The organism is Leifsonia sp. Ger2509, assembly GCF_055231915.1.
In genome coordinates this window covers 2,139,421-2,159,970 of the sequence record NZ_JBUYVB010000003.1, presented here as the reverse complement: position 1 = coordinate 2,159,970, position 20,550 = coordinate 2,139,421, and the positions used below count along the sequence as shown (strand labels likewise).

Sequence of the window (20,550 nt, the reverse complement as noted above, 5' to 3'; positions counted from 1 at the left end):
TCACAGCGGCGGAGCCATTCCTGAGTGCGGCGGATGCCGCGCGTGGTACCGTGCGCATGTGACCCGAATAGTGGCGGTCGCTCCCGCCCTCCCGGCCCGTACATACGCACAGGCTGAGATCACTGCGGCCTTGCTCGCGATGATCACCACCGACCCGGGTCGGCAGGCCGTGATGAAGCGCATCCATGCTGCCAGCGGTGTCGAGACCCGCAACCTGGTCATGCCGCTCGAGCAATACAGCACGCTCGCCTCGTTCCGCGAGTCGAATGACTTCTTCATCGCCGAGGGGACCACGCTCGCCGAGCGCGCGCTGACGGATGCGCTGGCCATCGCGGGACTCGCGGCCTCCGATGTCGACTTCCTCCTTTTCACGTCGGTCACGGGTATCGCTGCCCCCTCCATCGATGCGCAGCTCGTCTCCCGCCTGGGCCTGCGGCCCGACGTCAAGCGTCTTCCGTCGTTCGGGCTGGGATGCGTGGCCGGTGCCGCAGGGATCGCGCGCGTCCACGACTACCTGGTCGGGCATCCGAACGAGGTCGCTGTGCTGCTGTCGGTGGAGCTCTGCTCCCTGACCGTGCAGGCGAGCGATGATTCGATGGCGAACATCGTCGCCAGCGGGCTGTTCGGCGACGGCGCCGCGGCCGTGGTGATGGTCGGCGACCAACGGGCCCAGCAGCTCGGCATCGGGGGACCCGAGGTCGTGGACACCCGCAGCCGCATCTATCCCGACACCGAGGACGTCATCGGTTGGGACATCGGCGGCACCGGGTTCCGCATCGTGCTGAGCGCGGGCGTCCCCGAGGTGATCGACCGGAACTTCGCGACGGATGCGGCCGGCCTCCTGGAACGGCACGGCCTCACGATCGCGGATGTCGGCGTCTGGGCCGCGCATCCGGGCGGTCCCAAAGTGCTCGAAGCGTTCTCGCGCGCACTCGACCTGCCCGATGGCGCGCTCGACGCCAGCTGGCGGTCGCTGGCGCGCGTCGGCAACCTGTCGTCGGCGGCGGTGCTGCATGTGCTCGCCGAGCGGATGGATGCGCATCCTGCGGTCGGGACCAACGGGCTCCTGTTCGCACTCGGTCCCGGCGTCACGGCCGAGCTGGTGCTCCTGCGCTGGGTGGATGCGTGATCCGGGCCGACCGCATGATCCAGGCTGAGTCGTGATCGGGCTGTCTCGTGATCCGGACTGTCTCGTGATCGGGCTGTCTCGTGATCCGGGCTGTATCGTGATCCGGGCTGTCTCGTGATCCGGGCTGTATCGTGATCCGGGCTGTCTCATGATCTGGTACACAGCCCTGGTCCTCGCGACCGGGCTGGAGCGCATCGCGGAACTGATCGTGTCCACGCGCAACGCGAAATGGTCGTTCGCGCGCGGCGGTGTGGAGCACGGCCGCCGGCATTTCGGGCCGATGGTCGCGCTGCATGTCGGCCTGCTGTTCGCCTGCCTCGCCGAGGTGTGGATCGGTGACCGTCCGTTCATCCCGTGGCTCGGCTGGCCGATGCTGGTGCTCGTCTTCGCCAGCCAGGGCCTGCGCTGGTGGTGCATCGCCGTGCTGGGTCCGCGCTGGAACACCCGCGTCATCATCGTGCCCGGGCTTCCACTCGTCGACCGCGGGCCGTACCGCTGGTTCAAGCACCCCAACTATGTCGCGGTGGTCGTCGAGGGGATAGTGCTTCCGCTCGTGTACACGGGATGGATCACCGCCCTCACATTCACCGTCCTCAACGCCGTGCTGCTTCTCCGGTTCCGTCTACCGTGCGAGAACACCGCACTCGCATCGCTGCCGTCCGCAGCGGCGGGTCGTCCGGCGGTGCGATGAGCGGTGCGGGCGGTGCCGATCTCGACACCGACGTGATCGTCGTCGGCGGCGGCCCGGTGGGTCTTGCCGCCGCGATCGAGGCCCAGGCCGCCGGGTTCGACGTGGTCGTCGTCGAGCAGCGCGACGGACCGATCGACAAGGCATGCGGCGAGGGACTCATGCCGGGCGCGCTCGCTGCGCTGCACCGGCTGGGCGTCGACCCGGCAGGGCGCGACTTCCATGGGATCGCCTATGTCAGCGAGACCCAGCGCGTCGAACACCGTTTCGACGGCGAGGTCGGCCGGGGTGTGCGGCGAACCGTGCTGCACGCGGCGATGGCCGAGCGCGTGGCCGGGCTGGGCATCCCGGTCGTGCGCGGTCGCGTGAGCGCTGTGGCACAGGAGCGCGGCCGGGTGCAGGTCGTGTGGGACGGAGGGGGCGTGCGCGCGAACTGGATGATCGCGGCCGATGGCCTGCACTCGACCGTCCGGCGCCTGGTCGGCTGTGAACGACCGCCGGTGGCAGCGGTGAAGCGGAGGTTCGGCATCCGACGGCATTTCGAGGTCGCGCCGTGGAGCGACCTCGTGGAGGTCCACTGGACGCCGGATGTCGAGGCATACATCACTCCGGTCGACGCGGGGACTGTCGGTGTCGCGCTCCTCGGACCGCCGCATGTCGACTTCGATGACGCTCTCGCCCGCATTCCGCAGCTCGCTGAGCGCCTCGACGGCGCCGCGGCGCTCAGTTCGGCACGGGGAGCCGGGCCGCTGCGGCAGCGGACCACGCGCCGCGTCGCAGGGCGCGTTCTGCTGGCAGGGGATGCGTCGGGTTACGTCGACGCCCTCACCGGCGAGGGATTGCGGGTCGGCTTCGCGCAGGCGCGGTCGGCCGTGCGGAGCATCGCGGACGGGGACCCGTCGCGCTACGAGAGGGCCTGGTCTCGGGACACGCGGGATTTCCGCATCCTGACCAGTGCTCTTGTCGCTGCTGCGCGATCGCCGCTACGCGGGCGGATCGTGCCGGCAGCGGTCGCCAGTCCGGCGCTCTTCGGACGCATCGTGGACCGTCTGGCGCGCTGAAGCCGGGTCTCCGTCATCCGGTATATAAGATTCACAACACTTTGAATGCTTTTATAAGAAATGTTAACCGGCGATTTTCGTACCCTTCTCAGGATCAACCGGTATTCCTTGTAAGAGGGCGCCACAGCACGAGTGTTATTCGAATCTGCGCCAGAGAGACGAGCAGTGATGAGTCAGGTAGAGACCGGCCCCAGTTCCGCTGAATTCGCGGGTGGGGAGCGTCGGCGTACCACCATCACCTTCTACATCTCGGAGCTGCTGCGCAACCGCGCGCGTGCCGCCTACCGCCTCACCTCGTTCGCCGAGCAAGATGCCAGCTGGTCCGACATGCTCACCAAGGCCCTGCTCACCGAGGTCGAGCGCAGGGAGCGCATCCACAACCTCGGCGAACCGTTCACCGGCGGCGAAGAGCCCCTCTCGCCGGGGCGACCCATCGGGTTCTGAGCTGCAAGTGTGACGTTCGGAGCATCGCGGATGTCAGAGGGGGGTGCCACGATGAAAAGGAAGAGCGTCACCGCACCAGACATAGCCGGCCTGGCACCGGTATCCCGAAGCCGACCAACGGGCCCACCCGGCTCGCTCCACGTGGAGCGCCGAGAGTAAACTCTTATGTTTGCAACACCCGTATTTCACATGCGAAACCAGTAGAAATCATCGATCAGCAGTAGGAATCACAATGCACCTTTCACGCAAGAAACTGTTCGTCCCGGCCGTCATGGCAATCACGATCGCAGTGGGAGGTGGGCTCGCCGGTTGTTCGACCGGCACCTCCTCCGGCGGCTCGACCAGCTCGAGCACCAGCGCGAGCTCGGGCACGGAGACCCTCCCAGCGAGCTTCCCGAAGTCCGACGTCCCCGTCGTCGACGGCAAGATCCTTGTCGCCAAGGGTGACGCCGACACCGGGTGGAGCGTCACCGTCATCCCCACTTCGAAGACGGGCTTCGCCGATGCCAAGGCCGCACTCGAGAAGGCAGGCTTCAAGGCCGAGCCGAACGCGAACGCGACCGCGACCAGCACAACCATCTTCGATGGCCCGAAGTACACCGTGCTCCTCAGCACCCCCGGTACTGCCGTCACATACGCCGTCAGCCCTGTGTGAGCTGACCGCAGCCGATTGAGCTGGTGAGAGCCGGCCGGGTCGTCCCGCTTCCTTGGAGCGTTGACGGCGCGGCCGGTTCGTCAATGATCGAGCCGCAACGGAGTGCAGGTCGGCGGACTCTGCTGGGTTGGTGGGGCAACTACCGTTGCGCGGCGGTGAAAGCCCAGCGCGCTCGCTCGGCGATCGTGGCGCCGCGCTCGCGACTCTCGAGGGCGAGCTCAGCCGCCTCGGCCGCACCGATCCGGCCCGCCGCACAGTTCCACGCGACGAAGACGAGGTGGCGGGCGCGCACCATTCCCGCGAGGCGATTGACCTCGGCGGGCTCCAGCGCGAGCCGCGTGCCGTAGCCGGAGGCGAGAAGGTCGATGCGGCGCAGGTCCTTGCCGCCCTCGACCCACAGGAGGAATGCGAGCGACCAGAGTCGCGGACCGCGACCAGCGCCGGTCCAGTCGACCACCACCATCCTCGGTGCGCCTGTCCCGGACGCGGCTGTCGCGACGACATTGGCGAGAACGAAATCCGGATGCGTGAACGCCTGTGGGAGTCCCTCCCCGTCGTCGGCCCGCTCGAGCTCGTCGAGCAGTACGGTGACGGATGCGCGATCAGCGTGTGATGACGACGCCAGAGCATCGCGGACCCAGTTCCGGGCGGCGTCGAGCTCGGCGGATGGCGCGCCGTCCGCCGCGTGATGCCAGGCTCCGCCGGCCCGGGCGGGCGCATTCGCGTCGAGGGGGAGGGCGTGCAGCGTGCCCAGCATGCTGCCCAGTTCCCGGAGGCCGCCTGCCTCGCGGACGGTCGTTCGGCGCAGTTCGCGGGGGACCGGATGCACGAACTCGGTCACGAGCACGGCCGAGGCGCCGAGCATCGAGACGGGTTGGTCGGCGGCTTCCCGCTCCGCCGGAAAGTCGTGGGTCGCCAGCCAGCCTAGGGTCGCCGCGTCGGCCCGGACCACGTCGGCAGGCCGGTCCGGCGGAAATACTCGGGCGACCCACGCGGGTCCGTCGCCGCGCTCGATGCGCAGCACCCCGGAGTCGAGGTGCTGGATGTCCGCAACGTCGATGCCGTAGTGGGACGAGAGGTGCGCGCCGAGCGGGCCGGTGTCGATGTCAGCCGCGGAGATGGTTCCGAACACGTGCTGAGAGTACCTCAGCGCGCCGGGGATGGTTCGCGGCGGCTGGCGCCCGTGTTGTGTCCCGCCGCACGTGTTGTGTCCCGCCGCACGTGTTGTGTTCCGGCGCACGTGCTGTGTCCCCCGCACATGTTGTGTTCCGGCGCACATGTTGGAACGTGTGCGATCGGACGTAACGTGTGCGGCGAGAACTTCCCCGGGCTCAGCGAGGCGTATGGGCGCTGGCTGATCCGGCAGAGTCGCCGCCGCCGCACGTGTTTGGTCCGAGCGCACTAGTTCTAACAAGTGCGCCGAGACGGAACACGTGCGGCGGGACGGAACGCGTGCGCCGGGACGGAACGTGTGCGGCGGGACGGAACGTGTGCGCCTGGACGGAACGTGTGCGCCGAGACGAAACACGTGCGGCGAGACGAAACTAGTGCGCCGAGACGTAACGAGCGCACCGGCGCAGAACCCGCGATCAGCCGAGCAGCAGCGCGCTCAGCTGGTCCGCCGAGTGCACGACGGCGATCGCGCCGGCGGCCTCGGCGGGCGAGCCGTAACCCCACTCGACGAGGATCGTCGGCAGGCCGTGCTCGCTGGCGCCTTCGACGTCGTGCGAGCGGTCGCCCACCATGACGGTCTGCGAAAGGTCGACGCCCTGCTCGGTGAGGCGGCGGAGCGCCTCGGCCACGACATCCCCCTTCGCGCTGCGCGACTCGTCCTCTGACGCGCCGCAGATCACGTCGAAGAATTCGGCGAGCCCGAAGTGGTCGAGGATGCGGCGGGCCTGCAGCTCAGGCTTGCTGGTGGCGACGGCGAGCGGGATGCCCGCATCCTTCAGGCGCTTCAGCACGCCCCGGACGCCGGGGAAGACGGCCGAGTCGAAGGCGCCGTCGGCGTGGTAGCTGGTGCGGTAGATCGCGAGGGCCTCGCGGGCCTCGGGCTCGGTCATGTGTGCGAAGTCGCGGAACGAGTCGAGCAGCGGAGGGCCGACGTATTCGACGAGTTCGGCGGGAGACGGGATGGGCAGTCCGAGCGCCTCGAGGGTTGCAGCGATCGACTTGGTGATGCCGGGCGCGGAGTCTGTGATGGTGCCGTCGAGGTCGAACAGGACACAGGTCCAGGTTCGCGTGACGGTCAGGGTCGGGTTTGTCATAACCGTCCAATAGTAGGTTCGGATATTCGGGGTTTGCTCAACGTCCGCTGAGAGCGGATTCGATGTGCGAGCGCGCGACCACCATCGTATTCGTGCCCGGATTGAACTGGACAGCAACGAAATCCGCAGTTTCGATGAGCGCGAGCGCCTCCCGCGAAGGGACGATGATCGCCTGCACCTGCGTGCCTTTCTTCGCGGTCGCCCCGACGGCGTCGCGCAGCGCCTTCATCGAGGTGAAGAGGGGAAGCACCGGCTCGCCCGTGGTGGATGCGATGGTGCGGACGTGCGTCCCGGACGCCTCCGTCGACCCGGTGACGTCTACGACCAGCCCGCCCGCGAGTGCAGCCTCGAGCAGCGCGTCCAGCGCTTCGAGGGTCGGCTCCGCGTTGATCGCATCCAGCGCCTTGCGCACCGCGACGTTCTCGTAGCTCTGCGGGAAGCGGCCCCCGGCTTTCATCAGAACAGCCTGCTCTCGCTGTCGTCGAGGCCGCGCATCGCGTCGTAGTCGAGCACCAGGCAGCGGATGCCGCGGTCCTCGGCGAGGGTGCGCGCCTGCGGCTTGATCTCCTGTGCGGCGAACACGCCGGTCACGGGTGCGAGGTGCGGGTCGCGGTTCATCAGTTCGAGGTAGCGCGTGAGCTGTTCGACGCCGTCGATGTCGCCGCGGCGTTTGAGCTCGACGGCGACGGCGGCTCCGTTCGCATCCCTGGCCAGGATGTCGACGGGGCCGATGGCCGTCATGTATTCGCGGCGCACGAGGGTGTGCCCGTCGCCGAGGAGGTCGATCTGCTCGGCGAGAAGTTTCTGCAGGTGGGCTTCGACGCCGTCCTTCTGGAGACCGGGGTCGATCCCGAGCTCATGGGCGGAGTCGTGCAGCACCTCGTGGATCGAGACGACCAGCATGTCGGCCGTCTTCGCCTGGCTGACACGCCACACCTCGGTGACACCCGCTTCGGCCTGGAGGACGTCGGGCTCGATGACGGTGAGCGTGCAGGGCGGGCTCATCCAGTTCAGCGGCTTGTACGATCCTCCGTCGGAGTGCACGAGCAGGCTCCCGTCGGACTTGAGCATGAGGAGCCGGGTCGCGAGCGGAAGGTGCGCGCTCAAGCGCCCGGCGTAGTCGACGGAGCACTGGGCAATGACAAGACGCACCCATAGAGGTTAACGCACGCCGCCGACGCGTGCCCGCCGCTCAGGCCGCCATTCGCCGGGCTCAGCGCCTCGGCGCGTGTGTCCGTGCGCGAGCATTCGCAGGGCAACCGCGACACCGCCGTCGTGCCGCGCCGCCGCAGTCGCCGGCGTGTGCGAGCCCCGCGCGCGCCCGCTTACGCGTCGGCCGGCACCCGAGGAGCGCGCGCCCGCGACGCCTCGCGCACCGCGGGCGCCGCCAGCGCGGATGCGACCATGAGCACGAGCACCACGAACAACGCGTTCAGGATGCCGAACGCCTGGCCCAGGAACCCGATCAGCGGAGGCCCGACGAGGAATGCGCAATACCCGATCATCGCGACGGCGCTCACGCGCGCGGCCGGCTTGTCGGTCCCGTCGGCCGCCGCGGACATCCCGAGCGGGAAGCCGAGGGACACACCGAAGCCCCACAGGACCGTGCCGACCACGACCATCCAGAGCGGGCCGCCGAGGATGAACAGCAGCAGGCCGACCACGCCGAGCCCGGCGGTGATGCGGATGGAGTTGGTACGTCCGACCCGGTCGACGAGCGGGCCGCCGAGGACCCTGCCGATCGTCATGGCTGCGACGAAGACGCCGAAGACGAGTGCGCCGGTCGCGTTGGACTGGTGGTGCCCGTCGACCACCCCGAGGGCCAGCCAGTCGTTGGCGGAGCCTTCCGCGAAGGCCATGCCGAGCATTACCACGCCGATCAGGATGAGGCGCCAGTCGGCCCAGACCGACAGGTTCTCCCGCAGGCGCGCCCCCCACGGCTGCTTCTCGGGCTCGCCTTCCTCGGGGTCGCCGAGTTCGACTTCGCTGGGGATGAACCGCACAGCCAGCACGGCGGTCCCCACGACGAGCACGGCGATCACCATCAGGTGCCACGACACGTCGATGTGCAGGGCGGCGGCAGCGGCGCCGAGACCCGCGCCCACGACCGTGCCGAGGCTGAAGCACGCGTGCATGAGCGGCATGAGCGTCTTGCCGATCTCGCGTTCGACGGCCGCACCTTCGACGTTCATCATCACGTCGACCATCCCGTTGCCGAAGCCCAGCAGGGCGAGGCCGAACCCGACGAGCGGGACGAAGTGGAGGAACGACACCCCGCTGCCGATGAGCACCATGCCCGCCGCCACGATGACCAGGGAGATGACCATGCCCCGGTGAGGGCCGACTTTCGCGAGCAGGGGTGCGGATGCGACGAGTCCGAGGATGGCGCCGATGGACATGCCGAGGATCAGCAGCCCGACCTGGGCCGTGTCCAGCCCGAGCCCGTCGCGGACGCCGGGGATGCGAGCCACCCAGGTCGCAAGGCTGAGCCCGCTCAGGATGAAGATGACGAACACCGCGTTGCGCCATGCCGAGAGTTCGCGTCGGCTGCGCGTTGTGGGGGATGGCGTCGTCTGCGACATGATGTTCCTGATGTTCCTGATGGTTCGAATGCGGTCGGATGTCGCGGTGGTGGCATCCTCGAATCGATTCGATCGAATCGATTCGACTAAGCTATCGGAGAAAGCGTCCGACTTCAACCGGCGTGGAAGGACAGATCTGTGAGCGACGAGCCGAAAACACCCGGCGGCACACGTCCCACCCTGGCCGCAGTGGCGCAGCTCGCCGGTGTCTCCAACTCGACCGCATCCCTTGCGTTCAGCGGAACAGGACCGGTCTCCGACGCGACCCGCGAACGCGTCCTGGCCGCCGCCCGCGAGCTCAGCTACGCCGGTCCGGACCCGCGCGCGCGCTCGCTGCGCCGCGGCCGCTCCGGGATCGTCGGCGTCGTCATCGAAGAGCGCGTCCGCGACGCCTTCCGCGACCCGATCAAGATCGCCCTCCTCGATGGCATCTCGCAGGAGCTCGCTGCGATCGACGCCGGGCTGCTCATCCTGACCGACACGGGGGAGGCCGCCGGGCGCATCCAGGATGCGTCGATGGATGCCGTGGTGCTGATCGGATGCAGCCCCCGCCTCGACGAGTCGGTCGCAGCTCTCCGGCAGCGCGGCATCCCCCTCGTCGCCATCGAGGGCGACCCGTCCGGCGGCGTGCTGACCATCGGTCAGGACAACCGCGAGGCGACCCGTCTCGCCGCCCAGCACCTGTGGGATCTCGGACACCGTGACGTCGCGCTGGTGACGCTCCCGCTGGACCGGGACCGCATCCGCGGAGACTTGACCCCGGACCGCGAGGCCCTCGGCAGCTCGAACACGACCATGGAACGTCTCGCCGGCGCCCGCGACGTCTTTCCCGATGCGCCCGCATTCACTGCCCGCGGCAGCTTCGTCGAAGAGGGGACTCTCGCCGCGCACGCCCTTCTCGCCGACCCGGAGCACCGGCCGACCGCGATCCTCGCGCAGAGCGACCTGCTCGCCGCCGGGGTGATCCGCGCCGCCGAAGAGCTGGGCATCGCTGTGCCCGCCGAGCTCAGCGTCGTCGGATTCGACGGGGTGCGCGTGGACGGACTGTGGCCGTACGACCTGACGACGCTGGTGCAACCCGCCGTCGAGAAGGGGCGTGCAGCAGGGGCCGCCATCGTCGAGATGCTCGACGGCGAGACCCCTGTTCCCGTCAGCTTCACGAGCGAGTTCCACACCGGGAACACGACGGCGGCACCCGCGCGCTGACGGTCGCGGTCCGGCATCCGTCTGCGGTCACATAGTGTGAAACCATGACCGCCCTCGAAGAGCTGTACTACGACCTCCACGCCCACCCCGAGCTCTCGTTCGCGGAGCACCGGACCGCCGGCATCGTCGCCGAGCGACTGACCGCTCTCGGACTCGACGTCACACCAGGTATCGGCGGCACTGGCGTCGTCGGCGTTCTGTCCAACGGCGACGGCCCGACCGTGCTTCTGCGTGCCGACATGGACGGCCTGCCCGTCGCTGAGGAGACCGGCCTTTCGTACGCGAGCACGCAGACCGTGATCGACGAGTACGGCCACGAGGTCGGGCTGATGCACGCGTGCGGTCACGACATCCACATCACCTGCCTGATCGGCGCGGTCGAGCGCCTGCTCGAGACGCGCGCCGAATGGAGCGGCACGGTCGTCGCGCTGTTCCAGCCCGCCGAGGAGCACGGCGGCGGCGCCCAGGTGATGGTCGACGACGGCCTCTACGAGAAGGTCCCGAAGCCGGATGTGGTGCTCGGCCAGCACGTCGCCCCCTACCCGGCCGGCATCGTCGGCGCGCACTCCGGGCCGGCCATGGCGGCCGTCGACGCCCTCGACGTCACCATGTTCGGACGCGGCGGGCACGGCTCCCGCCCGGAGACCACCATCGACCCGGTCCTGATGGCGGCAGCGACCGTCGTGCGATTGCAGGGTGTCGTCGCACGCGAGGTCGCCGCGTTCGACCCGGCCGTCGTCACCGTCGGATTCCTCAACGCGGGCACCAAGAGCAACATCATCCCGTCGGAGGCGGCCATCGGGATCAGCATCCGCAGCTTCGACGAGACCGTGCGTGAGCGCGTCGTCGGCGCGGTCGAGCGGATCGTCCACGCCGAGGCGCAGGCGTCGGGAGCGACGCGCGCGCCCGAGTTCGCCGTGACCGAGCGCTACCCCGTCACGGTCAACGATCCGGATGCGACGGAGCGCACCAACAACGCGTTCCGTGCCGCCTTCGGCGACGACCGCGTATTCGACCCGGGTCTCATCGCGGGCAGCGAAGACGTCGGGAACCTCGCGACGGCCGCCGGTGCGCCGCTCGTCTACTGGTTCCTGGGAGGCGCGGACCCCGAGGTGTATGCGGCGGCGGATGCGGCCGGCACGCTCGACACGGACATCCCGTCGAACCACTCGCCGTTCTTCGCGCCGCTGCCGCAGCCGACGATCGACGCCGGCGTGCAGGCGCTCGTCGTCGCCGCGCGGGAGTGGCTCGGCTGAGCCGCGCCACGCCCGGCTCCGTCCCGGCGCGATTGGTCGCCAAGAAATCGGGCCATCGCACGATTGCTCGCCAAAAGTTTGGCGACGAACTCGACTGAATCGGCTGCTACGCCAGGTGGTCGAGATACCGCAGGATGAGTCCTTCGCGCAGCGCCCACGGCGACACTTCGAGTTCGTCGACGCGAAACGCGCGCATCGCCTCGCGGAGCACGATGGCCCCCGCGACGATCTGGAACGTGCGATCGGCGGTGATACCGGGCAGCGCAGTGCGGGCTTCGGCCGGGATCTGCGCCAGGCGCGGAACCCAGTCGCGCAGCTCACTCCGCTTGAGGAGGCTCCGCTCCGTTCCGCCGGGCCCCGGTGCGACCGTGCCGGCGAGCCGGGCGAGCGAGCGGATGGTCTTGGAGGTGCCGACCACGTGCTCGTCACCCGGGCGCCCCGCGAACGCGCCCACCGCATCCGCCAGCACGGACCGCGCATGCGTGCGGAGCGCCTCGACCTGCGCTTCCAGCGGAGGGTCGTCGTGGAGGAACCCGATCGTGCTGCGGCCCGCCCCGAGCGGCACGGACACCGCCGTGTCCGGGATCTCGTCCACCCCAGACGCGATCTCGAGCGAGCCGCCACCGATGTCGAGCAGGAGGATCCTGCCCGCCGACCAGCCGGACCAGCGCCGGACCGCGAGGAACGTGATCCGCGCCTCGTCCGCGCCCGAGAGCACCTGCAGTTCGACACCGGTGCGGTCGGCGATCAGGGCGAGCACCTCCGGGCCGTTCGTCGCCTCCCGGATGGCCGACGTCGCGAACGGCAGGAGTTCGTCGATCCCTTCCTCGGCGGCCGACGTCACCGCGGCCCCGATCGCGTCGAGGATCGCAGTGACGCCCTCGTCGCTGATCGCGCCGTCCGCCGTGATGTAGCGCATGAGTCGCAGCACGGACTTGTGCGCGGCGGCCGGGATAGGGCGGGCGCCGGGATGGGCATCCACCACCAGGAGATGCACCGTGTTCGAGCCCACGTCCAGCACCCCGAGTCGCATGTCCCGACACTACCGCGCCGCACTCACGCCTGACGGCCGCTGTCAAGGCCTTGTCCGGACTCCCTGTTCGGCGTACGTTTCGCCGCATGACTCACAGTCTGAGAACCCAGATCGAAGTCCTGTCCTGGCGCGAGCCGGCCGTTTCCGAAGCGGGGTGGGCCGCATGAGCGCCGCAGGCTGGACCGCCATCATCATCGCTGTCGTCGCCGTCATCGTGATCGTCCTGATCATCACGATGTCGGGGCGCAGGCGCCGGGAAGCCGACCGCGCCAAGGCGGTCGAGATGCGCCAGAAGGCCGAAGCCGAGGCGCTCGGTGCGCGCGAGCATGAAGCCAAGGCTGCGCGCGCGGCGGCGGATGCGAAACAGGCCGAGGTGGATGCCGAACGGCTGCGTCGCGAGGCTCTCGATCGCCAGAATGAGGCGCAGGAAGCGCAGACACGCGCCGCAGAGCAGGCGCGGCGGGCGGATGAGGTCGATCCCGACGTGAAGACGAAGACGGGTGCGGCCCATGCTGCAGCACCGACCGGTGCCGACCCGAACGCGACCGCTGCGCCGACGACAGCCGCACCGGCTGCGGCACCGACGACGGCCGTCCCGACCACGGCCGCGCCGAACGCCGCTCCGGTGACGGCTGTCCCTCCCGCGGCCCCGGCGGCTGCTCCTCCGGCGACCGCCGCGCCGACCGCCGCACCCGCGGAGCCCGACGCCACACGCGGAGTCGTCGGCCCGGACGGCGTGCGCCGCGAGCCCGGAGTCCGCTAGCCCGACCGTGCGGGGCGGGGGCTGTACCGCCCCGCACGTGCCTGCGCCACATCCCCGCACGTGCCTGCGCCACATCCCCGCACGTGCCTGCGCCACATCCCGTGACGCCCGCTCGCCCAACCACGCCCGCCATCCTCGCTGAGCATGATCGGTCGCCAAAAGTTCGGCGACCAATCGCCGTGGGAGGCTATCTTTTGGCGACCGATCGCGCCGCGCGGGCCGCGCACGTCGCACGCGCGAACGCGGGGCCGACAATGCCCAAAGACATGCCCGTAAAGATCCCGTTAGGAAGATTCACAAATTTGTGAAACCGGCGTACGATCATCTTCATGAACACTGTGATTGAGACCTCGGGTCTCGAGAAGCGCTTCGGTCGCGTTCGTGCCCTCGACGGGCTCGACCTGTCGGTGACAGCGGGCGAAGTGCACGGCTTCCTCGGGCCGAACGGTGCCGGGAAGTCCACCACCATCCGCGTTCTCCTCGGTCTCGCGAAAGCGAACGGCGGTTCCGCGACCGTCTTCGGCCGCGACCCCTGGAAGGATGCGGTCGACCTGCACCGGCAGATCGCCTACGTTCCCGGCGACGTCAGCATCTGGCCGAACCTGACCGGCGGCGAGGCGATCGATCTGCTCGCCCGTCTGCGTGGGGGCACCTCCGACAGGGCGGCCTACGCCCAGCGCAAAGCGCGCCTGATCGACGTCTTCCAACTCGACCCGCGCAAGAAGGGCCGCGCTTATTCGAAAGGCAACCGGCAGAAGGTGGCACTGGTGGCCGCTTTCGCGACACCGGCCGACCTCTACATCCTCGACGAGCCGACGAGCGGGCTCGATCCCCTGATGGAGGCGACATTCAACGCGGAGATCGCGCGCGTCTCCGGCGAGGGCGCGACCGTGCTGCTGTCGAGCCACATCCTGTCCGAGGTCGAGCAGTTGTGCGACCGCGTGAGCATCATCCGCGCCGGCAAGACCGTCGAGTCCGGCACTCTCGCCGAGATGCGGCACCTGACCCGCACCGAGATCTCGTTCGCGGCCGACGGCGTGACGGATGCGGATCTCGCGCGCATCCCCGAAGCCCACGAGGTGGCCACCAACAACGGCCGTGTGCGGTTCACCGCCGACAGCGACAAGCTGCCGGGCGTCCTGAACGCCCTTGCCACCCTCGACGTGAAGAGCCTGACCGTCGCACCCCCCTCGCTCGAAGAACTCTTCCTGCGCCACTACGGCGACCAGATCGCCACCGAAGACGCCATCGGCACGCCGAAGGCCGGACGAGGTGCGGATGCGCCGGCGCCGGCCGGCGACACCACCGGCACCGCAGGCACCCCGGGCACCCCGGGCACCACAGGCACGGAGGCGACGCGACGATGAACACGTTCGGTGCGCTTCTGCGCCAGCGCCTCCGCCGCGATCGCTGGCAACTCATCATCTGGGTCCTCGCGATCGGGGTCCTGGGCGCCTTCTCGGCCCAATCGCTGAGCACGACCTACGGGAGTGCCGCGGGCCGTATCGAGCTGATGCATCTCGCGATCGCCAATCCCGCGATCCTTGTCCTCCGCGGCCTCCCGCAGGGGACCAGCCTCGCCGTGGTCACCTTCTTCGAGATCTACACCTTCCTCGCACTGCTCGCCGGACTGATGAGCACGTTCCTCGCGGTGCGCCACACGCGCGCCGAGGAGGAGTCCGGCCGTGCCGAGCTCGTGGCCGCGACCGAGGCCGCTCGCATCACCCCGACCGTGGCGACCATCGTCCACGGGCTGATCGCGAACATCCTGGTCGCGCTCGCCGTAGCGCTGGGCTTCATCTCGACCGGTCTCCCGGTCGAAGGATCGTTCGTCGCCGGGGCGGCGGTGGGCGGCGCCGGCGTCGCGTTCCTCGCGATCGGGCTGTTCACCTCCCAGCTGATGTCGACCTCCCGCGGTGCGAACGGCGTCGCGGCCGCTGTGGTCGTGCTCGCCTACTTCCTGCGCGGGATCGGCGACTCGATCGGCACGGTCCGGCCTGACGGTGTGCACATGGTCAGCGGATGGCCGACCTGGCTCTCGCCGATCGGCTGGGGCGAGCAGATGGACGCCTGGGGCGGCAATGTCTGGTGGCCCCTCCTGCTCGATCTCGCCTTCGCCGCGGCCGTCATCGCGGTCGTCTTCCTCCTCCAGTCGCAGCGCGACACCGGCGCGAGCCTGGTCGCCGAGCGCTCAGGCCGGGCGGATGCGCGACCCACCCTGAACGGACCGCTCGGCCTCGCCTGGCGCCTGCAGTGGCCGACCATCCTCGGCTGGGCCGCCGGCGGAGCGGCGACCGGAGTGCTCGCCGGCGCCCTCGGAAGCGTGGTCAGCTCGTCGATCTCGAACGACCCGACGCTCTCGTCGATGCGCAAGGCACTGGCTTCCATCGGCTCCGGCGGAGGCGGGTCGCTGACACAGATCGTGATCTCCGCGATCTTCGCGATCGTCGGTGTCCTGGCGGCCGCCTGCGCCACCCAGGTCGTCGTGCGGCTGAGGCAGGAGGAGGCAGCAGGCACGGCCGAAGTGATGCTGGCGACCCCGCTGTCGCGCATCCGCTGGCTTCTCGAGTTCATGCTGGTCGGCGTGATCGCCGTCGTGGTCGTCCTCGTGGCCGCCGGTATCGCATCCGGGCTGAGCGCGGTGGCCACCGGAGAGGACTCCTCGATGGTCAACGCCTCCTTCGCCGCGGCGGCAGCCCAGCTTCCGGTATCGCTGATCTACCTGGGCGTCCTGTCGCTGGTGTTCGTCGTGCTGCCCACCTGGTCGATCGTGATAGCGTGGGCGGCCCTCGGCCTCGGTGCCTTCCTCGGCATCTTCGGCGGGTTCATCGGACTGACGGACTCGCTGCAGAAGCTGTCCCCGTTCGCGCATACCCCCGTCGTGACGGGTCCGTCGCCCGACTGGACCGGCGGGATCTGGATGATCGTGATCGCGATCGCTGCCACGGCCGTCGCCGCGCTGCTGATCAGGAGGCGCGACTTCGCGATCGCCTAGAACGGATGCTGGACCACGATGACCCGGACGGGAGACTGAACCATGGCGAAGGATGAGCGCGCGCTGCATGACGTCGTCGAGCACACGGCCGCCATCCTCACCGCGGCCGGGTTTCCCAAGATGCCCGCGCGGGTGCTCATGGCGCTGACCGTGTCCGAGACCGGTGGGCTCACTGCGCAGGAGCTGTCGGAGCAGCTGGGCGCGAGCGCGGCCGCCATCTCGGGGGCGGTGCGGTACCTGCAGACGCTGGGCATCATCCGGCGCCTCTCCCAGTCCGGCAGCCGCCGGGACCGGTACGAACTGCCGGAGAACGCCTGGTACACGGCGCTCACGACGGAGAGCCCGATCTACGGCGTGCTCGCGGCGCAGGCGGATGCGGGGGTGACGGCCATCGACGATCCGTCGTCGGTCGCCACCGACCGGCTGCAGGAGATGGCGCGGTTCTACCGCTTCCTCGAGGTGCGGATGCCGCAACTGCTCGCTGAGTGGGATGCGCTGCGCCGGTTGCCGGTCGAAGAGCCGCTGACGCAAGCCTGACCGCGCCGCCGGCCTGACCGCGTCCCGGTCGCGACGGCACCCCAGGACGCGACGGCGCCCCGGTCGCGACGGCGGGCGATGGCCTGAACGTGACAGTTCCGGCCGAGAGTGCCTCGCAGAGCGGGCACGCTCGACCGGAACGGTCATTCTCGCGCGGTCAGGCCGCGGGCGGGTACGCCGGCGGTGTGGGCGGGTAACCAGGAGGCGCGGCGGTCGGTCGCGGCCGGTCGAACCGGGCGCCCAGCACATTCGTCGGGAGCAGGAGCAGCACCAGCAGGATGATCGGGCCCACGAACGGGATCAGCGACAGGAAGAAGAACGGGCCGGCCAGGTTCGCGTCGTGCAGTCGTCGCCACGTGATAGCGAGCCACGGCACGACCGTCGCCAGCCACCACAGGCCGCCGAGGGCACCGAAGAACCAGAAGCCGGGGGTCGGATGGAACCCGCCGTTCCGATACATGGCCAAGCCCATCTGGCCGGTCGCGTTCCCGATGATGTTGATCACGGCCTCGATCACCGCCCACGCGAGCACCCACCACCACAGCTCGCTGCGGCTGGCGCGGCCGGTGAAGTCGGCGTACTTGCGCCAGAACCGCTGGAAGGCGACACCGAACGGGGCGCCGTAGTACGGAGCCCAGTCGGGGACGGGTGCACCCGGCTGCTGGTACGGCTGGCCCATCCCGGGCGGTGGCGGCGGAGGAGGCGGCGGAGCCGAGGGAGGACCGGCGGGCGGCTGGGCCGGCGGCTGGTCGGGCGGCTGGTACGGAGGCTGCTGCGAAGACATGCGATGCTCCTTGTGGATCGGTGAACGATCTGTCGAACATAGTCAAGCGCCCGAACGAGCGAAATGCCATCATTTCCGACCCCTCACGAATGTCGTCGCGACACCATAGGCTGGTCGAATGACTGACGCGGCGCCTGCATCCGGTATCAAACTCGACGAACTCGACCCGGCCATCCGCCCGCAGGACGATCTGTTCCGGCATGTCAACGGCAAGTGGCTCGCGAGCACCGAGATCCCGGCCGACAAAGCGCGCTACGGCTCGTTCCTCATCCTCCGCGAGGAGGCCGAGGCGGCCGTGCGTGAGATCATCGACGGGGCGACCGGGGCGCCGGAGGGCACCGAGGAGCGCAAGTTCGGCGACGTGTACGCGAGCTTCATGGATGAGGAGCGTGTCGAGAAACTGGGCGTCACGCCGATCGCATCGCAGCTCGCGCTCGCGAGCGACGTGAGCAGCATCCCCGACCTGCTGTCGACCATCGGCCGCCTCGAGCGCCACGGGCTCAGCGGCTTCTACCAGCTCTTCGTCGACAACGACCCCGGCAACCCGGAGCGCTATCTCGTCTTCGTGGAGCAGTCGGGCATCTCCCTGCCCGACGAGAGCTACTACCGCGAAGAGAAGTTCGCATCCGTGCGCGCGGCGTATCTCTCCCACCTGCAGCGGATGTTCGAACTCGCCGGCCTCGACGGCGCACCCGAGCGGGCCCAGCGCGTCTTCGACCTCGAGACGGCGATCGCCTCGCACCACTGGGACAATGTCGCCTCGCGCGACAGCGAGAAGACATACAACCTGTTCGCCTGGGCGGATGCCGCGGCGCTGTTCGCGGGCGGCGGGGCCGGCGCGGCCACCGCATCCGCGCCCGCCGACCTCGGCGACTGGCTCACCGCACTGGGCGCGCCCGACGACGCCCTCGCCGAGGTCGTCCTGCGCCAGCCGAGCTTCACCGGCGGTCTCGCGAGCCTGCTCACCGCCGACCGCCTCGAGAGCTGGAAGGACTGGCTGGCCTGGCAGGTCATCCACGGCGCAGCCCCGTACCTGAGCGGAGCATTCGTCGAGGAGAACTTCGACTTCTACGGCCGCACCCTCACAGGCACTCCGCAGATGCGCGACCGCTGGAAGCGCGGCGTCTCGCTCGTCGAGGGCGCGATGGGTGAGGCCGTCGGGCGCATCTACGTCGAGAAGCACTTTCCGCCGGCGGCGAAGGAGAGCATGGATGTGCTGGTCGCCAACCTGATCGAGGCGTATCGGCAGAGCATCCGCACTCTCGAGTGGATGGGCGAGGAGACCCGCGACCGCGCCCTCGAGAAGCTCGCGAAGTTCACGCCGAAGATCGGGTTCCCCGTGAAGTGGCGCGACTACTCCAGCCTGGTGATCGACCCGACCGACCTGTACGGCAACGTGCGTGCGACCAGCCTGTTCGAGTTCAACCGCGAACTCGGCAAGATCGGCAGACCCCTCGACCGCGACGAATGGTTCATGACGCCGCAGACGATCAACGCCTACTACAACCCGGGCTTCAACGAGATCGTGTTCCCGGCGGCCATCCTGCAATATCCGTTCTTCGATGCCGCGCGCGACGACGCGGCCAACTACGGTGCGATCGGTGCCGTCATCGGGCACGAGATCGGTCACGGCTTCGACGACCAGGGCTCCAAGTACGACGGCGACGGCCGCCTTACGGACTGGTGGACGAGCGCCGACCGGTCGGCGTTCGAGAAGCGCACCGCGTCGCTGATCGAGCAGTACAACCGGCTTGCCCCGGCCCAGGTCCCCGGCAACTTCGTCAACGGCGCGCTCACGATCGGCGAGAACATCGGCGACCTGGGCGGCCTCGCGATCGCCTGGAAGGCTTACCTGATCTCCCTCGACGGTCAGGAGCCGCCCGTCATCGACGGCCTCACCGGGGCCGAGCGCTTCTTCCTGTCGTGGGCACAGGCCTGGCAGGAGAAGGGCCGCGACGAAGAGGTGATCCGCCTGCTGGCGATCGACCCGCACTCGCCCAACGAGTTCCGGTGCAACCAGATCGTCAGGAACATCGGCGAGTTCTACGACACGTTCTCCGTCGCCGAAGGCGACGCCCTCTGGCTGGACCCGTCCCAGCGCGTCTCCATCTGGTGATCTAATGGAAAACTGGTGGCCCGGGGGGACCATCCAGACAAGGATTGAGAAGGAATGCCCCCCGCCGTGACGATCCCCACCCAGGATTCCGAACGCCGTAGCCGGCACAGCGCGATCAGGCGCGGTCGGCACCGCGGTGCGGAAGCGTCGCAGAGTTTCAGCCGCGGTTTCGCGGCCCTCGGCCAGTTGGCGTTGAACGGCGTGCAGGTGTCCGCGCGCGCGACCGACCTCGCAACGGGGGCGGTGCTGTTCTCCGTCGACGACCATGTCGTCATGCCGACGGCGAGCATCGGCAAAGTGCTGCTGCTCGTCGAGGTCGCGGCGCGCATCCAGAACGGTCAGCTCAGCCCGCTCGCGCTGCTCGACCGTTCCTTCGAGGATGCGGTCGGGGACTCGGGGATCTGGCAGCACCTGCAGGCGCCGTCGCTTCCGGTCGCCGACCTCGCGGCCCTCATCGGTGCGACCAGTGACAACCTGGCCACCAACGTGCTGCTGCGCCACATCGGACTCGATGCGGTGAGCGCCCGCACCGAGGCGCTCGGACTCACCCGCACCGCCCTGCTCGACCTGGTGCGCGACCACCGCGGGCCCGACGACGCACCGCAACTCTCCGTCGGCAGCGCGAACGAACTGACCTGGCTGTTCTCCGCTCTCGCGCGCGGTGAGATCGTCAACTCCGTGACCAGCCAGCGGGTCATCTCGTGGCTGTCGCTCAACGCCGACCTGTCGATGGTGGCGAGCGCGTTCGGCCTCGACCCGCTGTCGCACCGCACCGTCGAGCACCGCACGCTGCTGGTGAACAAGACGGGCACGGATGTCGGCGTGCGCAGCGAGGTCGGCGTGCTCCGCGGGCCGCGGGCCGGAATCACCTACGCGGTGTCGATGTACTTCGACGACGCGACCCTCGCATCCCGCCTCGCCGTGCTCGAAGGGATGCGCACGGTCGGCCTCGATCTGCTCGAATACGTGCACTAAGGGCGCGTCCGCCATCCCTGTTGCGCTCTCCCCTGTGCGGCTCGCCGCACGTGTTACGT

At 69.2% G+C, this 20,550-nt stretch carries 20 protein-coding genes; 13 read left to right on the top strand and 7 right to left on the bottom strand.

The features are described 5' to 3' along the window. The first annotated feature begins 58 nt into the window (after positions 1 to 58). The 5 genes from ACV7NN_RS10585 (at position 59) to ACV7NN_RS10565 (ending at position 3,977) form a co-directional block, all read left to right on the top strand. Entirely contained in the window at positions 59 to 1,129 is a 1,071-nt protein-coding gene (locus ACV7NN_RS10585) for a type III polyketide synthase (RefSeq protein WP_463349538.1), read from the top strand. Positions 1,130 to 1,277: 148 nt separating this feature from the next. Then, the gene (locus tag ACV7NN_RS10580; protein ID WP_463349537.1) at positions 1,278 to 1,820 is read left to right on the top strand and encodes an isoprenylcysteine carboxyl methyltransferase family protein; all 543 of its coding nucleotides are present in this window, start codon (positions 1,278 to 1,280) and stop codon (positions 1,818 to 1,820) included. After that, entirely contained in the window at positions 1,817 to 2,878 is a 1,062-nt protein-coding gene (locus ACV7NN_RS10575) for an NAD(P)/FAD-dependent oxidoreductase (RefSeq protein WP_463349536.1), read from the top strand. The genes ACV7NN_RS10580 and ACV7NN_RS10575 overlap by 4 nt, the downstream gene beginning before the upstream one ends. A gap of 168 nt (positions 2,879 to 3,046) precedes the next feature. After that, positions 3,047 to 3,322, top strand: a complete 276-nt coding sequence (locus ACV7NN_RS10570; protein WP_463349535.1) for a ParB family protein — start codon at positions 3,047 to 3,049, stop codon at positions 3,320 to 3,322. Positions 3,323 to 3,554: 232 nt separating this feature from the next. Beyond that, complete coding sequence (locus tag ACV7NN_RS10565) at positions 3,555 to 3,977, top strand: hypothetical protein (RefSeq protein WP_463349534.1); 423 nt, start codon at positions 3,555 to 3,557, stop codon at positions 3,975 to 3,977. A gap of 139 nt (positions 3,978 to 4,116) precedes the next feature. On the opposite strand, the gene ACV7NN_RS10560 is transcribed toward ACV7NN_RS10565, so the two are convergent. From ACV7NN_RS10560 to ACV7NN_RS10540, 5 genes are all read right to left on the bottom strand, one after another. Continuing rightward, positions 4,117 to 5,109: a phosphotransferase enzyme family protein gene (locus tag ACV7NN_RS10560; protein WP_463349533.1), complete on the bottom strand. Its 993-nt coding sequence runs from the start codon at positions 5,107 to 5,109 to the stop codon at positions 4,117 to 4,119. Positions 5,110 to 5,566: 457 nt separating this feature from the next. Then, a complete protein-coding gene (locus ACV7NN_RS10555; RefSeq protein ID WP_463349532.1) occupies positions 5,567 to 6,244 on the bottom strand; it encodes an HAD family hydrolase in 678 nt (225 codons plus the stop codon). A 37-nt stretch (positions 6,245 to 6,281) separates the two neighbouring features. Continuing rightward, positions 6,282 to 6,701, bottom strand: coding sequence for an SseB family protein (locus ACV7NN_RS10550; protein ID WP_463349531.1), 420 nt, complete (start codon positions 6,699 to 6,701; stop codon positions 6,282 to 6,284). Next, complete coding sequence (gene nucS / locus ACV7NN_RS10545) at positions 6,701 to 7,396, bottom strand: endonuclease NucS (RefSeq protein ID WP_463349530.1); 696 nt, start codon at positions 7,394 to 7,396, stop codon at positions 6,701 to 6,703. The genes ACV7NN_RS10550 and nucS overlap by 1 nt, the downstream gene beginning before the upstream one ends. A gap of 173 nt (positions 7,397 to 7,569) precedes the next feature. Next, the gene (locus tag ACV7NN_RS10540; RefSeq protein ID WP_463349529.1) at positions 7,570 to 8,826 is read right to left on the bottom strand and encodes an MFS transporter; all 1,257 of its coding nucleotides are present in this window, start codon (positions 8,824 to 8,826) and stop codon (positions 7,570 to 7,572) included. A 138-nt stretch (positions 8,827 to 8,964) separates the two neighbouring features. On the opposite strand from ACV7NN_RS10540, the gene ACV7NN_RS10535 reads away from it, so the two are divergent. Together ACV7NN_RS10535 and ACV7NN_RS10530 are read left to right on the top strand one after the other, a co-directional pair. Further along, positions 8,965 to 10,032 (top strand): LacI family DNA-binding transcriptional regulator, encoded by a 1,068-nt coding sequence (locus ACV7NN_RS10535; RefSeq protein ID WP_463349528.1) that lies wholly within the window; start codon positions 8,965 to 8,967, stop codon positions 10,030 to 10,032. A 44-nt stretch (positions 10,033 to 10,076) separates the two neighbouring features. Then, entirely contained in the window at positions 10,077 to 11,288 is a 1,212-nt protein-coding gene (locus tag ACV7NN_RS10530; protein ID WP_463349527.1) for an amidohydrolase, read from the top strand. 106 nt (positions 11,289 to 11,394) lie between these two features. Here ACV7NN_RS10530 and ACV7NN_RS10525 read toward each other — a convergent pair whose 3' ends face one another. Continuing rightward, positions 11,395 to 12,321: a Ppx/GppA phosphatase family protein gene (locus tag ACV7NN_RS10525; RefSeq protein WP_463349526.1), complete on the bottom strand. Its 927-nt coding sequence runs from the start codon at positions 12,319 to 12,321 to the stop codon at positions 11,395 to 11,397. Between the two features lie 163 nt (positions 12,322 to 12,484). Between ACV7NN_RS10525 and ACV7NN_RS10520 the strand changes: the two genes are divergently transcribed. The 4 genes from ACV7NN_RS10520 (at position 12,485) to ACV7NN_RS10505 (ending at position 16,616) form a co-directional block, all read left to right on the top strand. Next, complete coding sequence (locus ACV7NN_RS10520; protein WP_463349525.1) at positions 12,485 to 13,084, top strand: hypothetical protein; 600 nt, start codon at positions 12,485 to 12,487, stop codon at positions 13,082 to 13,084. Between the two features lie 329 nt (positions 13,085 to 13,413). Next, positions 13,414 to 14,451 (top strand): ABC transporter ATP-binding protein, encoded by a 1,038-nt coding sequence (locus ACV7NN_RS10515; protein ID WP_463349524.1) that lies wholly within the window; start codon positions 13,414 to 13,416, stop codon positions 14,449 to 14,451. Next, on the top strand, positions 14,448 to 16,079 hold the full coding sequence (locus ACV7NN_RS10510) for an ABC transporter permease (RefSeq protein ID WP_463349523.1): 1,632 nt from the start codon (positions 14,448 to 14,450) through the stop codon (positions 16,077 to 16,079). The genes ACV7NN_RS10515 and ACV7NN_RS10510 overlap by 4 nt, the downstream gene beginning before the upstream one ends. Before the next feature lie 42 nt (positions 16,080 to 16,121). After that, positions 16,122 to 16,616 (top strand): GbsR/MarR family transcriptional regulator, encoded by a 495-nt coding sequence (locus tag ACV7NN_RS10505; RefSeq protein WP_463349522.1) that lies wholly within the window; start codon positions 16,122 to 16,124, stop codon positions 16,614 to 16,616. Between the two features lie 157 nt (positions 16,617 to 16,773). On the opposite strand, the gene ACV7NN_RS10500 is transcribed toward ACV7NN_RS10505, so the two are convergent. Further along, on the bottom strand, positions 16,774 to 17,400 hold the full coding sequence (locus ACV7NN_RS10500) for a DUF805 domain-containing protein (protein WP_463349521.1): 627 nt from the start codon (positions 17,398 to 17,400) through the stop codon (positions 16,774 to 16,776). A 118-nt stretch (positions 17,401 to 17,518) separates the two neighbouring features. On the opposite strand from ACV7NN_RS10500, the gene ACV7NN_RS10495 reads away from it, so the two are divergent. Together ACV7NN_RS10495 and ACV7NN_RS10490 are read left to right on the top strand one after the other, a co-directional pair. Then, a complete protein-coding gene (locus ACV7NN_RS10495; RefSeq protein ID WP_463349520.1) occupies positions 17,519 to 19,516 on the top strand; it encodes a M13 family metallopeptidase in 1,998 nt (665 codons plus the stop codon). Positions 19,517 to 19,582: 66 nt separating this feature from the next. Further along, on the top strand, positions 19,583 to 20,491 hold the full coding sequence (locus ACV7NN_RS10490; RefSeq protein WP_463349519.1) for a serine hydrolase: 909 nt from the start codon (positions 19,583 to 19,585) through the stop codon (positions 20,489 to 20,491). The last annotated feature ends 59 nt before the right edge of the window (positions 20,492 to 20,550 follow it).